At 59.7% G+C, this 13,636-nt stretch carries 13 protein-coding genes; 5 read left to right on the top strand and 8 right to left on the bottom strand.

Annotation, left to right across the window (positions count from 1 at the left end):
- Positions 1–97: 97 nt before the first annotated feature.
- Positions 98–2,407, top strand: coding sequence for an ATP-binding protein (locus BM225_RS03205; protein ID WP_072706922.1), 2,310 nt, complete (start codon positions 98–100; stop codon positions 2,405–2,407).
- 1 nt (position 2,408) lies between these two features.
- Here BM225_RS03205 and BM225_RS03200 read toward each other — a convergent pair whose 3' ends face one another.
- Positions 2,409–2,981 (bottom strand): gamma-glutamyl kinase, encoded by a 573-nt coding sequence (locus BM225_RS03200; protein WP_338060984.1) that lies wholly within the window; start codon positions 2,979–2,981, stop codon positions 2,409–2,411.
- 198 nt (positions 2,982–3,179) lie between these two features.
- Between BM225_RS03200 and recA the strand changes: the two genes are divergently transcribed.
- Both recA and typA read left to right on the top strand, forming a co-directional pair.
- Positions 3,180–4,253, top strand: coding sequence for a recombinase RecA (recA, locus tag BM225_RS03195; protein WP_072706920.1), 1,074 nt, complete (start codon positions 3,180–3,182; stop codon positions 4,251–4,253).
- Between the two features lie 102 nt (positions 4,254–4,355).
- Positions 4,356–6,173: a translational GTPase TypA gene (gene typA / locus BM225_RS03190; RefSeq protein ID WP_072706919.1), complete on the top strand. Its 1,818-nt coding sequence runs from the start codon at positions 4,356–4,358 to the stop codon at positions 6,171–6,173.
- 77 nt (positions 6,174–6,250) lie between these two features.
- On the opposite strand, the gene BM225_RS03185 is transcribed toward typA, so the two are convergent.
- Together BM225_RS03185 and alaS are read right to left on the bottom strand one after the other, a co-directional pair.
- A complete protein-coding gene (locus BM225_RS03185) occupies positions 6,251–6,538 on the bottom strand; it encodes a DUF1330 domain-containing protein (RefSeq protein WP_072706918.1) in 288 nt (95 codons plus the stop codon).
- Positions 6,539–6,541: 3 nt separating this feature from the next.
- Positions 6,542–9,196, bottom strand: coding sequence for an alanine--tRNA ligase (gene alaS, locus BM225_RS03180; protein ID WP_092463832.1), 2,655 nt, complete (start codon positions 9,194–9,196; stop codon positions 6,542–6,544).
- 203 nt (positions 9,197–9,399) lie between these two features.
- Between alaS and BM225_RS03175 the strand changes: the two genes are divergently transcribed.
- Positions 9,400–10,200 carry a class II glutamine amidotransferase gene (locus BM225_RS03175; protein WP_072706916.1) on the top strand — a complete coding sequence of 267 codons (801 nt, stop codon included), beginning with the start codon at positions 9,400–9,402 and terminating at the stop codon, positions 10,198–10,200.
- Here the strand turns inward: BM225_RS03175 and BM225_RS03170 are convergent.
- The 5 genes from BM225_RS03170 to BM225_RS03150 all read right to left on the bottom strand — a co-directional run bounded on the left by BM225_RS03170 (position 10,197) and on the right by BM225_RS03150 (position 12,994).
- Positions 10,197–10,808, bottom strand: coding sequence for a YitT family protein (locus BM225_RS03170; RefSeq protein ID WP_072706915.1), 612 nt, complete (start codon positions 10,806–10,808; stop codon positions 10,197–10,199). The two genes, BM225_RS03175 and BM225_RS03170, sit on opposite strands and share 4 nt — an antisense overlap.
- 31 nt (positions 10,809–10,839) lie before the next feature.
- Positions 10,840–11,463, bottom strand: coding sequence for a YitT family protein (locus BM225_RS03165; RefSeq protein ID WP_072706914.1), 624 nt, complete (start codon positions 11,461–11,463; stop codon positions 10,840–10,842).
- 71 nt (positions 11,464–11,534) lie between these two features.
- Positions 11,535–12,122: an HD domain-containing protein gene (locus BM225_RS03160; protein WP_072706913.1), complete on the bottom strand. Its 588-nt coding sequence runs from the start codon at positions 12,120–12,122 to the stop codon at positions 11,535–11,537.
- Positions 12,119–12,337, bottom strand: a complete 219-nt coding sequence (locus tag BM225_RS03155; protein ID WP_072706912.1) for a hypothetical protein — start codon at positions 12,335–12,337, stop codon at positions 12,119–12,121. Before BM225_RS03155 ends, BM225_RS03160 begins: the two co-directional genes overlap by 4 nt.
- Positions 12,338–12,340: 3 nt before the next feature.
- Positions 12,341–12,994, bottom strand: a complete 654-nt coding sequence (locus BM225_RS03150; RefSeq protein ID WP_072706911.1) for an alpha/beta hydrolase — start codon at positions 12,992–12,994, stop codon at positions 12,341–12,343.
- A gap of 161 nt (positions 12,995–13,155) precedes the next feature.
- On the opposite strand from BM225_RS03150, the gene iscR reads away from it, so the two are divergent.
- A complete protein-coding gene (gene iscR, locus BM225_RS03145; protein ID WP_072706910.1) occupies positions 13,156–13,614 on the top strand; it encodes a Fe-S cluster assembly transcriptional regulator IscR in 459 nt (152 codons plus the stop codon).
- Positions 13,615–13,636 lie beyond the last annotated feature (22 nt).

Raw genomic sequence — 13,636 nt, 5'->3', positions numbered from 1 at the left:
AAATGTCTTCTGCCTTTGATTGAAGTCCTGATTTGTTAAGCTGCCCTTAATTGTTTTCGGGTTAAGCCTGTTCAGGGTTCCAAGTCAGAGGCGTGGTATGCCGCACAGAAAAATCAAACTAGCGCTCCGCCAGTCGCCCGTGACCGTGGCGGCTTTGGCACTTGGGGTATTCCTGATGTGTGTGGGGGTGACCATATCTCTCGCACCCGAACTGAGCGCGCTGCATGCGATGGAAATCGCGGCAATCTTTGTCGTCATGACTGCAGTGACGTTCATCGGCATTCTCTACATGAGCCGTCCCCGTTACCGTCCAGCACCGAGCGGACCACAAGAGGGGCTGCTCGACCTGTTCCCGTGCCCTGCGGTGATCACTGACCACGGGGGCGCAGTTCTACAAGCCGCGCCCGCAGCCTTGGCCGCATTGCCGGAGCTGGAACAGGGCCAGTCGATCTTTCGAGCCATGACCCCTGATATGCAAAGGGCGCAAGACCTGCTGGACGATTGCTTGTCAGGCCGTCAGGCGCAGGGAATGTGCGCTCTGGACGAGGACAGCTTTGCGACCACGCTGCAGCTTTTGCCGCAGGACCGCATTCTGTGGACCTTTTGCAACCGGACTGTGATCGAGGAAGGCCCCGCTGTTGCCGAGACGCCAGATGAGTTGCCACGTCTCTCGCTTGGTCGGAATGGCGCTATTTTGTGGGTGAACGCGAGCCTTCGAAACATGCTGACGGGCAGCCGCCGCAACGTGAGCGACATCTTTCTGGACCCACCTGTTGAACATGGTCGCCTGATCTCCTTGCGCACCAATCGCGGACTGCGAGAGTATCTTGCGATTGATCTGTCGCGGGAAAATGGCCGCAGAGAGGTTCTGCTGGCGCCGCCTCCGGCTGATGTGCACCGGCTGGAACATCAGGACACCGAACATCTACCGGTCGCGATTCTGACCTGCACCTGTGATGGCGCAATCCTATCGGCCAATCGTGCGGCGCGCCGTCTGCTGTTCGGTAAGAATGCCACCGACCGTGCCTTGCCTGCGCATTTGTCTGGCGTGCTAGAGGGGTTGGGTCGATCCCTGACCGATTGGCTTCAGCAGGTCGCGGCGGGACACTCGGCAGGGCAGACCGAATTCATGCGGCTTCTCGAGCAGGATCGCGAGCGCTTTGTTCAGGTGACCCTATCGCCCCAATGTACGCGCGAAGGCGAGCAGCGGGTGATGGCGCTGCTGACGGATGCGACCGACCTCAAGGTGCTGGAGGCAAAATTCGCGCAGACCCAGAAGATGCAAGCGGTCGGTCAGCTGGCCGGTGGTGTCGCACACGATTTTAACAATTTGCTCACTGCGATTTCGGGGCATTGCGATCTCTTGTTGCTGAAACATGAACCGCAGGACCCCGATTACGCTGACCTGATCCAGATTGCGCAGAATGCCAACCGTGCCGCCGCGCTGGTGGGCCAGTTGCTGGCGTTCTCTCGCAAGCAGACGCTGAACCCCGAACAGCTGGATGTGGGTGATACCCTGTCTGATCTAACCCATCTGTTGAACCGCTTGGTGGGCGAGAAAGTCCGACTTGGGTTTTCTCACCAGAACGACACGCGGCCTATTCGTGCAGACAAGCGTCAGTTGGAGCAGGTCCTGATGAACCTAGTGGTCAACGCGCGCGACGCGATGCCAGAAGGCGGTGAGATCAAGATCACGTCCGGTGAGCAAACCTATGCGTTCCCGCAGCTTCGGGATCGCGCGCACATACCGGCGGGGGATTACGTCGTCATCTCGCTCGAAGACGAGGGGACCGGAATTCCCTACGAGATGCAGCACAAAGTTTTTGAACCGTTTTTCACGTCGAAGAAGGCAGGCGAGGGGACAGGGCTGGGGCTGTCGACCGCCTATGGGATCGTCAAGCAAAGCGGTGGTTTCATTTTCCTAAACAGCGCGCCGGGGCGAGGGACGCGCTTTGATCTGCTGTTCCCCGTGCACTTGGCAGAAGAGGAGATAGAAGTGGAAAAGTGTCCAGAACCCACGCGTCTGCGCCACGGCGAAGGTCGCATCCTGCTGGTCGAGGACGAAGCGCCAGTGCGTGCCTTCGCCTCGCGCGCGCTGCAGATGCGCGGTTACGAGGTCGTCGAGGCCTCCTCGGCTGAGGAGGCGCTGGATCATTTCGCTGCGCCCGACTTTCATGTGGATGTTGTGGTGACGGATGTCATCATGCCGGGCAAGGACGGCCCCACATGGGTAGCCGAGGCGATGCAAACGCGCCCTGATCTGCGGGTGGTTTTTGTCTCGGGCTACGCCGAGGAGATTTTTGAAGAGGCGAAAAAGGTGATCGCGAACTCTGTGTTCCTGCCAAAGCCGTTCTCTTTGACGGATCTGACGGCGACCGTTCAGGCGCAAATGGGGACTGCGGCGTGACTTAGGTCACGCTCTCGTACAGCTCGAACTCTCTGGCGCACTTGTGGCGCAGATGTTGTGCTACTTCAGGGGACAGGGCAATATCGCGGCGCGGAGAGACGTTCATTTGCTCCGTATTGAACCGGAGGTCCAGACGCTCTTCCAAGAAGCTGTAAAGCCGGTCCAACTGGTCATAGCGGAACAGGTGCGTGACCCCGCACAGTGCGTCGTTGTCACCGGCCAGAAAGCGCGCCTGAGAGCCAACATTGGCAAAGGGGGCGGGCTTGCCCTTGGTGTATTCCAAGACAAATTCATCGAAGTCGACTTTAGCCGTTGAGTTTGGCCGCCCATTCAATTCGGGACGTTGCCTGTATCTGTACCAACTGCCAAGCCAGTCGATCGGCTCGCGGACCACAGCCACTGTCTCGGGCTTGCGGCCCGTCGCCTTGTCGAACATTTTCTCCATGAAGCGTGTGTAGCGATATACGGGCAAATGTTTCAGCTCTGGCGGGTTCGACATCACGATATCGGCAGCAGGGGACAGAGCGGCCTCGAGCGCTGTTGTTCCGGTTTTTGGCACGGACAGAAGTGCCAAATTTTGTTTCCAAAACACCAACATACGGACATCCTCTCAAACTTTTTCCGGATCATAACGCGGCATTAACCAACATGCCCGAACTTATTTCCATCACCTTTCTCTTGCAATGTTCTCTTTTTGGTCCAATATGTGAACAAGACGGGAACATCGCAACGATTGCCGCCCGTGTCAGGGTGTGGAATAAGGATAGCGACAATGGCAATGGCAGATCTTTTGAGCATGGACAGCAAATCACAGGCAGACAAGCAAAAGGCGCTGGACAGCGCTTTGGCGCAAATCGAACGTCAGTTCGGTAAGGGCTCGATCATGAAGCTGGGGCAGAACAACCCCATGGGCGAGATCGAGGCAACATCGACCGGATCGCTGGGGCTTGATATCGCTCTCGGCATCGGGGGTCTGCCCAAGGGCCGGATCATCGAAATCTATGGTCCTGAAAGCTCTGGTAAAACCACGCTGACCCTGCACTGCATCGCAGAAGAGCAGAAAAAAGGCGGCGTATGCGCATTCGTGGACGCAGAGCACGCGCTGGACCCCCAGTATGCGAAAAAACTGGGTGTGAATCTGGACGAGCTGCTGATCTCGCAGCCCGACACAGGTGAGCAGGCACTGGAAATCACCGACACGCTGGTACGGTCGGGCGCGGTCAACATGGTTGTCGTCGACTCGGTCGCCGCCCTGACACCCAAAAGCGAACTCGAAGGTGACATGGGTGATTCGAGCGTGGGTGTTCAAGCTCGCCTGATGAGCCAAGCGATGCGCAAGCTGACCGGCTCGATCAACCGATCAAAGTGCACCGTGATCTTTATTAACCAGATCCGCATGAAAATTGGCGTGATGTTCGGAAGCCCCGAAACCACCACCGGTGGTAACGCGCTGAAGTTCTACAGCTCGGTCCGTCTGGATATCCGCCGTATCGGCGCGCTGAAGGACCGCGACGAGGTTGTCGGTAACGCGACGCGCGTCAAGGTCGTAAAGAACAAGGTGGCACCGCCCTTCAAGCAGGTCGAATTCGACATCATGTATGGCGAAGGCATCTCGAAGAACGGCGAACTCCTTGATTTGGGTGTCAAAGCTGGCGTGGTAAACAAATCCGGTGCTTGGTTCTCTTATGGGGACGAACGGATCGGGCAGGGCCGCGAGAACGCCAAGAACTTCCTCAAGGAGAACCCGTCAATCGCGGACGAGATCGAAGACAAGATCCGCGCCGCCCACGGGCTCGATTTCTCCTTCGAAGGAGAGGGCGGCGACGACGTCATCTCGGACGACTGATTTCGACACAGTTACAAAAGAAGCGGCTCTCGGGCCGCTTTACTTCTGGCTTTTTCTGCGCCTGCGCGGTAACCCGCGCGGGAATAGGAAAAGGCTGAACTCATGGATCTTCGCAATATCGCGATCATCGCGCACGTTGACCACGGTAAAACCACGCTGGTCGATGCGCTTCTCAAACAATCGGGCGCCTTCCGTGAAAACCAAGCCGTGGACGAACGTGCCATGGACAGCAACGACCTGGAACGCGAGCGCGGGATCACCATCCTTGCCAAAGCGACCAGCGTCGAGTGGAACGGAACGCGCATCAACATCGTGGACACTCCCGGTCACGCCGACTTCGGCGGCGAGGTCGAGCGTATCCTGAGCATGGTAGACGGCGTGGTTCTGCTGGTGGACGCGGCCGAAGGCCCGATGCCCCAGACCAAATTCGTGACCTCCAAAGCTCTGGCACTGGGGCTGCGTCCCATCGTCGTGGTGAACAAGGTCGACAAGCCCGACGGCGAACCTGACCGCGCACTGGACGAATGCTTTGATCTCTTCGCGAACCTCGGTGCGAACGAAGAGCAGCTGGACTTCCCGACCATGTACGCGTCGGGCCGCGCCGGCTGGTGTGACGCAAGCCTAGAAGGGCCCCGCGAAAACCTTCACGCTCTGTTCGACTTGATTGTCGAGCACGTTCCGTCGCCCAAGCAGCAGGAAAAGGCCGGTGAGCCCTTCCAGATGCTGGCGACCACTCTGGGCAGTGACAACTTCCTTGGCCGTATTCTGACCGGTCGTGTTGAAGCAGGCACCCTGAAAACCGGCGATAGCCTCAAGGCACTGAGCCGCAAGGGCGAGCTGATCGAAAACTTCCGCGTTGCCAAAATTCTCGCGTTCCGTGGTCTGGGCCAGCAGCCCATTGACGAAGCGGTCGCAGGCGACATCGTGACCATCTCGGGCATGACCAAAGCGACCGTTGCGGATTCGCTGGTAGCCCCGTCGGTGAACGAGCCTCTGCCCGCGCAGCCGATTGACCCGCCGACCATCACCGTGACCTTTGGCATCAACGACAGCCCGCTGGCGGGCCGCGATGGCAAAAAGGTGCAGAGCCGCGTCATCCGTGACCGCCTGATGAAGGAAGCCGAGTCGAACGTCGCGATTCAGATCACAGACACCCCCGGTGGGGACGCCTTCGAAGTTGCCGGTCGCGGCGAACTTCAGATGGGGGTTCTGATCGAGAACATGCGCCGCGAGGGTTTCGAACTGTCGATCTCGCGTCCGCAGGTGTTGTTCCGCGAAGAGAACGGCGTTCGCATGGAGCCGATCGAAGAAGTCACCATCGACGTGGATGATGACTACTCGGGTTCCGTGATTGAAAAAATCACTGGCAACCGCAAGGGCGAACTGGTCGAGATGAAGCCCGCCGGCACCGGCAAAACCCGTATCATCGCGCACGTTCCGTCGCGCGGCCTGATTGGTTACCACGGCGAATTCCTGACTGACACCCGCGGTACAGGCGTGATGAACCGTGTGTTCCACGAGTGGGCACCGCACAAAGGCGCAATCCCTGGGCGCCGTGCTGGCGTTCTGATCTCGATGGAAAACGGCCAGTCGGTCGCGTTCGCGCTGTGGAACCTCGAGGACCGCGGCAAGATGTTCATCGGTGCGCAAGAAGAAGTGTACACCGGCATGATCATTGGTGAGCACAGCCGGGAAAACGATCTGGAAGTGAACCCGCTGAAGGGTAAGAAACTGACCAACGTGCGTGCTTCGGGCACTGACGAAGCGGTTCGCCTGACCACTCCGGTCACTCTGTCGCTGGAAGAGGCGATTGCCTACATCGACAACGATGAGCTGGTTGAAGTGACCCCGAACAAGGTTCGTCTGCGCAAGCGCTATCTTGATCCGCACGAGCGTAAGCGGATGGCGAAACAAGCCTAAAACAGCAAAGGCCCCGAGGATCACCTCGGGGCCTTTTGTTTTGTCGGGATGGCCGCCGGAGCGGCCAAGTCATCCGATTATTCTGTCAGTTCGACGATCACCAGATCGCGTTCAGCGGCACCTTTGGCGTGGGCCAAGGCGGCTTGGTATTCGTCCGAATGGTAGCAGTCGATGGCCGCCTGCTTCGACGGGAACTGCGCGACCACATGGCGCTCGCGCTCGGCCCCTTCTAGCGTGTGGTAGTCGCCACCACGGGCAAGGAACTTGCCCCCGTGGGCGGCGATGGCAACGCCTGCGCCCTTGGCATATTTGCCATAGGCGTCTGCGTCGGTGACGTGCACGTGTGCGATCCAGAGAGCAGACATGGTTTATCCTCCGATGGCTGTTTTGGCAGCGGCGATCGCGCCGTCTGCATTGCTGGCGTCTTTTGCGCCGCCCTGGGCCATGTCGGGACGGCCACCGCCGCCTTTGCCACCCAGTTCGACGACAGCCGCTTTGACCAGATCAACCGCGCTGACTTTGTCGGTCAGGTCTTTGGTCACGCCAGCGGCCACGGCGACTTTGCCGTCCGCTTCGGCGATCAGCAGGATGGCGGCGCTACCCAGTTTCTCTTTGTGTGCGTCGATCAAGGAGGGCAAGTCCTTGCCCGTCACGCCCGACAGAACCTGAGCAAGGAAGGGCACGCCGTTCACGTCCTCGGCCTTGGCTTCGGCCTGACCGCCGCCCGACATGGCCAGTTCACGGCGCAGTTGGGCAACTTCGTTTTCCAGCTTCTTGCGCTCGTCCATCAGGCCCTGAACGCGGCCCACCAGATCGGCGGGCTGGGTTTTCAGAGCGCCCGACAGTTCCGAAACGCGCTCTGCCTGCTCGCGCAGATAGTTCAGCGCGGCCTGACCGGTCAGAGCCTCAATCCGGCGGACGCCAGAGCTGGAGGCGCTGTCGGACAGGGTCAAATACAGGCCGATCTCACCCAGCTGGCGCACGTGGGTGCCGCCGCAGAGTTCCAGCGAGTAGGTTTCACCGTCCATACCTTTGCCCGACCCGGGCAGGGTGCCCATGGAGACAACGCGCACCTCGTCGCCGTACTTTTCGCCGAACAGAGCCTGCGCGCCAAGGCCGCGGGCATCGTCAGGGGTCATGATACGGGTTTCGACTTTGGTGTTCTGTCGGATGAACTCGTTCACCTCTGCATCGACTTGGGCCAGCTCTTCGGCGGTCAGCGGCTTGGCATGGCTGAAGTCGAAACGCAGACGGTCCTCTGCATTCAAAGAGCCGCGCTGTGCCACGTGATCGCCGAGCGCACGGCGCAGAGCTTCGTTCAAGAGGTGGGTGGCCGAGTGGCTGGAGCGGATCGCGCCACGGCGCTCGTGGTCCACTTCAAGCTGTGCGCCTTGGCCACGGTCGATCTTGCCTTCGGTCACTTCGACGAAGTGGATGAAGACGCCAGCCGTTTTCTTGGTGTCGGTGACGCGGGCTTTGCCGCCCTCAACCGTAATCTCACCGGTGTCGCCGATCTGGCCGCCGCTTTCCGCGTAGAAGGGGGTCTGGTTCAGCACAATCTGGCCGGTGTCGCCAGCGGACAGGCTGTCCACCTGCGAGCCGTCTTTGACCAATGCCACGACCTGACCTTCGGCGGACTCGGTGTCGTAGCCTAGGAAGTCGGTGGTGCCTTTGTCGTCCGCGATGTCGAACCAGATGGTCGCGTCCGCCGCTTCGCCCGAACCGGACCATGCCGCGCGGGCTTTGGCCTTTTGTTCGGCCATGGCGGCATCAAAGCCATCGGTGTCCACGGTGCGATCCTGCTCCCGCAAGGCGTCCTGCGTCAGGTCGAGCGGAAAGCCGTAGGTGTCGTAGAGCTTGAATGCCGCTTCGCCGGGCAGGGGCGCGCCCTCGGGCAGGCCGGCCACTTCGTCCGACAGCAGTTTTAGGCCGCGGTCTAGCGTGGTGACAAAGCGCTTGCCTTCCAGCTCCAGCGTTTCTTCGATCAATGCCTGAGCCTGACCCAGCTCGGGGTAGGCGGCACCCATTTGGCGGACCAACGCGGGCACCAGCTTGTGCATCACGGGGTCCTTGGCACCCAAGAGGTGCGCGTGGCGCATAGCGCGGCGCATGATGCGACGCAGCACGTAACCACGGCCTTCGTTCGAGGGCATGACGCCATCAGCAATCAGGAACGAGGTCGAGCGCAGGTGGTCTGCGATCACACGATGGTGCACGTTGCCTTCGCCATCAGGGGCGCCGTCGGTGACTTCGGCGCTGGCCTCGATCAGGCTGCGCATCAAGTCGGTGTCGTAGTTGTCGTGCTTGCCTTGCAGCAGGGCGCCAATGCGCTCCAGACCCATGCCGGTGTCGATGGACTGCATGTCCAGCGCCTTCATCGAGCCGTCTTCGAACTGCTCGTTCTGCATGAAAACGACGTTCCAAATTTCGATGAACCGGTCGCCGTCCTCTTCGGGCGAACCCGGAGGGCCACCCCAGATGTGGTCGCCGTGGTCGTAGAAAATCTCGGTGCAGGGGCCGCAGGGACCGGTCGGCCCCATCTGCCAGAAGTTGTCAGAGGTCGCGATACGGATGATGCGATCTTCGGGGATGCCGACCTTTTTCCAGATCTCGAAGGCTTCGTCATCGGTGTGGTAGACGGTGGCCAGCAGGCGTGTCTTGTCGATGTCGAACTCTTTGGTGATCAGCTCGTAAGCAAAGGGGATCGCTTCGTTTTTAAAGTAACCGCCAAAGCTGAAGTTCCCCAGCATTTCAAAGAACGTGTGGTGACGGGCCGTGTAGCCGACGTTGTCCAGATCGTTGTGTTTGCCGCCTGCGCGTACGCATTTCTGAGATGTGGTCGCGCGCTTGTAGTCGCGGGTTTCGACACCGGTGAAGCAGTTCTTGAACTGTACCATGCCCGAGTTGGTGAACATCAGGGTGGGGTCGTTGCGCGGAACCAAGGGCGAAGAGGGCACAACCTCGTGTCCCTGCTTGGCAAAGTAGTCGAGGAAGGTCGATCGGATATCGTTCAGCGAAGGCATGTCGTCTCTTTCGTTCTGGCGTGGGCCAAGCGTCACGAATGTCTACCCACGCAAAGGGGGCTTGTCCATAAGGCCGCCGCGATTGGAATGTGTAAAAGGGATAGGATCGGGGCGGGGGTCTTTGGTGCTGCTTGTCCCCGTTGAAACTGGCCTGTAGATTGCATGCCGCAACACAGCATTCGCCACAGATCGAGGACACGCCAATGTGCCGTTGGGCCGCCTATATCGGAGCGCCGATTTTCTTGTCCGAGGTCGTGACCGACCCCAAGCATTCGCTCGTTCACCAGTCCCAATGCGCGACCCAGTGCCAGACTGCGATTAATGCGGATGGTTTTGGGCTTGCGTGGTACGGGGAACGCGAAGAGCCGGGCTTGTACCGCGATGTGCATCCGGCGTGGTCGGACCCGAACCTGCGGTCGCTGGCCTATCAGGTAAAGTCGGGGCTGTTCATGGCGCATGTGCGGGCATCGACCGGCACCGCGACCAGCCACAACAACTGCCATCCGTTCGCCGTGGGCAAGTGGAGCTTTATGCACAACGGGCAGGTCGGGGGCTTTGGCATGATCCGCAAGGACGCGGATATGATGATTTCTAACGCGCTCTATGACAGCCGCAAAGGGGCGACGGATAGCGAGGCGCTGTTCCTGATTGCCTTGGATGAGGGGCTGGATGCCGACCCCCATGGTGCGATGCTCCGTTCGGTCGCTCGTCTGCAAATCCTGTCCGAAGAAAAGGGCGCGACGCCCCACATGCGGCTGGCGGCTGCGTTGTCTGATGGGCAGAGCCTGTATGCGGTGCGCTATGCGTCGGACGCGCTGGCGCCCTCGCTGTACTACCGCTGGAGCGACACGCGGAACGGCTGGGCTGTGGTATCGGAACCCCTGGAAACTGACGAGACGGATTGGGTCGAAGTTCCGCCCGGCTGCTGGATGCGCTTTAGCGCGGATGGCGTCGAACGGTCGTGCTTTGCGCCCGATCTGCACCGGGCGCACAAAGTCGCCTAGAGCGCGACGTAGCGGTCTTTGCGGTGATTGGTGGCGATAATCAGGTTCACGATCACCGCGCCAAGCAGACTATACAGCACCATCGGCAGCGGCAGGACAAAGAACGCCACCGTAAAGAGGCAAGCGTCAAAAATCAGCTGGGTGTGGCCCGCGCGAAAGCCGGTTTTATCCTGCAGGTACAGCGCCAGTACGCCGATCCCGCCAAGGGACGCGCCATGCCGGAACAAGACCATCAGACCCAACCCAGTCACGCCCGCCATGATCAAGGTGCCCACCAATGGGTCAATCTCGCTGAATTTGACGAAGTTGGGGAGCTGGTCGGCAATGACCGACAAGAGGGCCACCGCGATGAACGTCTTGATCGTGAAGCGTGTGCCCATCCGCATGTAGGCGAGGATGTAGAACGGAATGTTCACCAAAAAGAAGAGCACCCCGAACTTCATGCCAGTTAGGTAACTCAACAAGACGGCAAGGCCTGCCGTTTGTCCCGTGATCAGCCCTAGATTGGTCAGGATCAATAGTCCGAGCGAACACATGGTCGTTCCCAGCGCAAAGGCTTGGGCATCTTCGGCGAGGGTGTGGTTAATCGAGTGATGTGGCTCTGCCATGGCGCATCGTTTCTGTCTTTTGGATCAAATTTCAGTCCGCGATATAACGGTCGCGCCGGTGATTAAAGGCAATAACGCCGTTCAGGATGACAGCGCCGAACAGCGAAAACAGCACGATGCGCGGGTCAAACAAGAAAAACGCCACGGCAAACAGGATCGCGTCGAACCCCAGTTGCACATAGCCCGCTCGGATGTTCAGAAACTCTTGGGCCATCAGGGCCACAACTCCCAGTCCGCCGAGCGATGATTTGTGGCGGAAGACACCCAGCAAGCCAAATCCGGTCAGTACGCCAAACGCTACTGTCCCGAACCAAGGGTTCAACCCGTCAAAGGGCATCAGGCCCGGCACAACCGCCATGAGCACCGACAGCAGTGTCACGCTGATCGCGGATTTGATCGTGAATTCGGGCCCCATGTAGAACCACGCCACGATGTAAAAGGGGATGTTGATCGTCCAGAATACCCAACTAAAGCTGATGTCGGTCAGGTAGCTGATGATCAACGCCAAGCCCGCTGTTTGGCCTGTGATAAAGCCAAGCGAGGTCAGGAATGTCAGGCCGATCGACGTGGTGATCAGGCCGATGGATAGGCCTTGGACGTCCTCGATCAGCGAGTGTTTCTGACGGGACAGCGGGATATGATAGGAGGCTGGCATAGCCTGCAATATAGGGCAGAGATGCTGACCTGTCTATATGCTGTGCATGCAAAGCCGCAGTGCGGCAGGCGCTAGCCTGTGTTTTCAGCGAACCAGCGGTCGATCCGCGCCTTCAGTGCTTCCCAAATCGCGGGAGCACCGCGTTTGACTTTGACGCCAACGCGGGTCTCCAGCTGCTCTGGGGTGACGTTGTATTCGGGCCATGTGCCGCCGCCGGTTTCGAGGTTCGCGATCACGGGCTGCACGCGGTCGATGGATTTGGCAAAGATCGCGTCGTCGGTTTCGGCGGCCTCGAACTCCTCCCAAATCGCGCGGAAGGCATCGCGCTGGTCGGCAGGCAGCAGGCCAAAGATGCGGTCGGCGGCGGCCTGTTCCTTGGCGGCTTGCAGGTCGGGATCGGGGCTGCCGTGGATTGGTGCGTCACCGGCATCAATCTCGACGATATCGTGGAGCAGCAGCATCTGGATCACGCGGCCCACGTTAACGGGGCGCGACGCGTGCTCGGCCATGGTCAGCGCGTACAGCGCGATGTGCCAGCTATGTTCTGCAGAGTTTTCGCGGCGCGATGCGTCGCACAGGGTGGTCGCGCGGTCGATGGATTTCAGCCGATCCGCCTCTGTTAGAAACGCGAGTTGGGCCGAAATCCGATCTGCGCTCACGCTTCTTCCTCGCCGAGTTTGGAGGCAAGGAATTTGCGGGCCCGTTGCTCGGCGATCCGCACGCGCACAGCGGTGCGGAAGGCCTCTTCGGTGGTGGGAGAGGTGGCGCCGATCACATCGGCAACCTCGTCCGGCAGGCGATCATCGCCAAGCTTTTCCATGGCAGCGATCACGTCTTGGGCCAGCTTGTCGGCCAGATCTTCGGTGATCCCCATGACTTAGCGGCTGTTCTCGGTCAGGCGACGCTTCACATAAGTCGACACGGTGTCGATCATCGGCTCCATGTTCGGCTCCTCGAAGAAGTGACCGGCACCGGGCATTTCCTCGTGGGTGATCGTGATGCCTTTTTGCTCTTGAAGCTTTTTGACCAGTGAAACGGTGTCCGCAGGCGGCGCAACTCGGTCAGCACCGCCGTTGATGATCAGGCCAGAACTGGGGCAGGGCGCCAGGAAGCTGAAGTCGTACATGTTCGCCGGCGGCGCAACAGAGACAAATCCTGTGATCTCGGGGCGGCGCATCAAAAGCTGCATGCCGATCCAAGCGCCAAAGCTGAAGCCAGCGACCCAGCAATGCTTGGAGTTGGAGTTCATCGACTGCAGGTAGTCCAGCGCCGATGCCGCATCCGACAACTCGCCTACGCCCTGGTCGTATTCGCCCTGGCTGCGGCCGACGCCACGGAAGTTGAACCGCAACACGGTGAAGCCCATGTTGTAGAACGCATAGTGCAGGTTGTAGACGACCTTGTTGTTCATCGTGCCGCCGAATTGCGGGTGGGGATGAAGCACGATGGCGATCGGGGCGTCACGGTCTTTTTGGGGGTGATAGCGGCCTTCGAGGCGGCCTTCGGGTCCTGGAAAAATGACCTCGGGCATGTACTTGGCGCTCTCCTGAACAAATTGGGCGGCGAATTCTTGACGAAAACGATCAGCCACCTTAGAAGGATTCTAAATTACCGTCGGTGTGGACGGGAAGGTGTAAGCGATTTAGGGCTTGCGGGCGCGAACGTCAATCTATTCGCCGTCGGGGGGACGAAATGAAACTGAGTACCAAAGGTCGTTACGCAATGGTTGCACTGGTGGATCTGGCTCTGCAGCCCGAAGACCACCTGGTGACATTGGGTGAAATCTCGAAGCGTCAGGACATCTCGCTGCCCTATCTGGAGCAACTCTTTGTTAAACTGCGCCGCAGCGGGCTGGTTGAATCCGTGCGCGGTCCGGGTGGTGGATATCGTCTGGCGCGCCCCTCGGCAGAGATCCGCGTGTCCGAGATTTTGGGAGCCGTCGACGAAACTGTGAGCGCCATGCATAAAGGGGCAGGGGCCTCTGGTGGGTTGTCTGGCTCGCGGGCGCAATCGCTGTCCAACCGGCTTTGGGAAGGGTTGAGCGCCCATGTGTACGTCTTCTTGCATCAGGCGAGTTTGAAGGATGTGATCAAGAACCAGTTGGCGCCCTGTCCGGCGGTGCCGAGCCTGTTTGCTGTGGTGGATGAATGAAGCGTGGGTGGGGGCGCTGCCC

It is taken from the genome of Donghicola eburneus (assembly GCF_900115865.1).
In the GTDB taxonomy this organism is placed as follows: Bacteria; Pseudomonadota; Alphaproteobacteria; order Rhodobacterales; family Rhodobacteraceae; genus Donghicola; species Donghicola eburneus.
This window is presented reverse-complemented; position numbering and strand designations above follow the sequence as displayed.

Coding starts and splice junctions, on each gene's coding strand:
- recA (WP_072706920.1), top strand. CDS start 3,180: ATGGCAATGGCAGATCTTTTGAGCATGGACAGCAAATCACAGGCAGAC.
- BM225_RS03175 (WP_072706916.1), top strand. CDS start 9,400: ATGTGCCGTTGGGCCGCCTATATCGGAGCGCCGATTTTCTTGTCCGAG.
- alaS (WP_092463832.1), bottom strand. CDS start 9,196: ATGCCTTCGCTGAACGATATCCGATCGACCTTCCTCGACTACTTTGCC.
- iscR (WP_072706910.1), top strand. CDS start 13,156: ATGAAACTGAGTACCAAAGGTCGTTACGCAATGGTTGCACTGGTGGAT.
- BM225_RS03170 (WP_072706915.1), bottom strand. CDS start 10,808: ATGGCAGAGCCACATCACTCGATTAACCACACCCTCGCCGAAGATGCC.
- BM225_RS03165 (WP_072706914.1), bottom strand. CDS start 11,463: ATGCCAGCCTCCTATCATATCCCGCTGTCCCGTCAGAAACACTCGCTG.
- BM225_RS03185 (WP_072706918.1), bottom strand. CDS start 6,538: ATGTCTGCTCTCTGGATCGCACACGTGCACGTCACCGACGCAGACGCC.
- BM225_RS03155 (WP_072706912.1), bottom strand. CDS start 12,337: ATGGGGATCACCGAAGATCTGGCCGACAAGCTGGCCCAAGACGTGATC.
- typA (WP_072706919.1), top strand. CDS start 4,356: ATGGATCTTCGCAATATCGCGATCATCGCGCACGTTGACCACGGTAAA.
- BM225_RS03150 (WP_072706911.1), bottom strand. CDS start 12,994: ATGCCCGAGGTCATTTTTCCAGGACCCGAAGGCCGCCTCGAAGGCCGC.
- BM225_RS03205 (WP_072706922.1), top strand. CDS start 98: ATGCCGCACAGAAAAATCAAACTAGCGCTCCGCCAGTCGCCCGTGACC.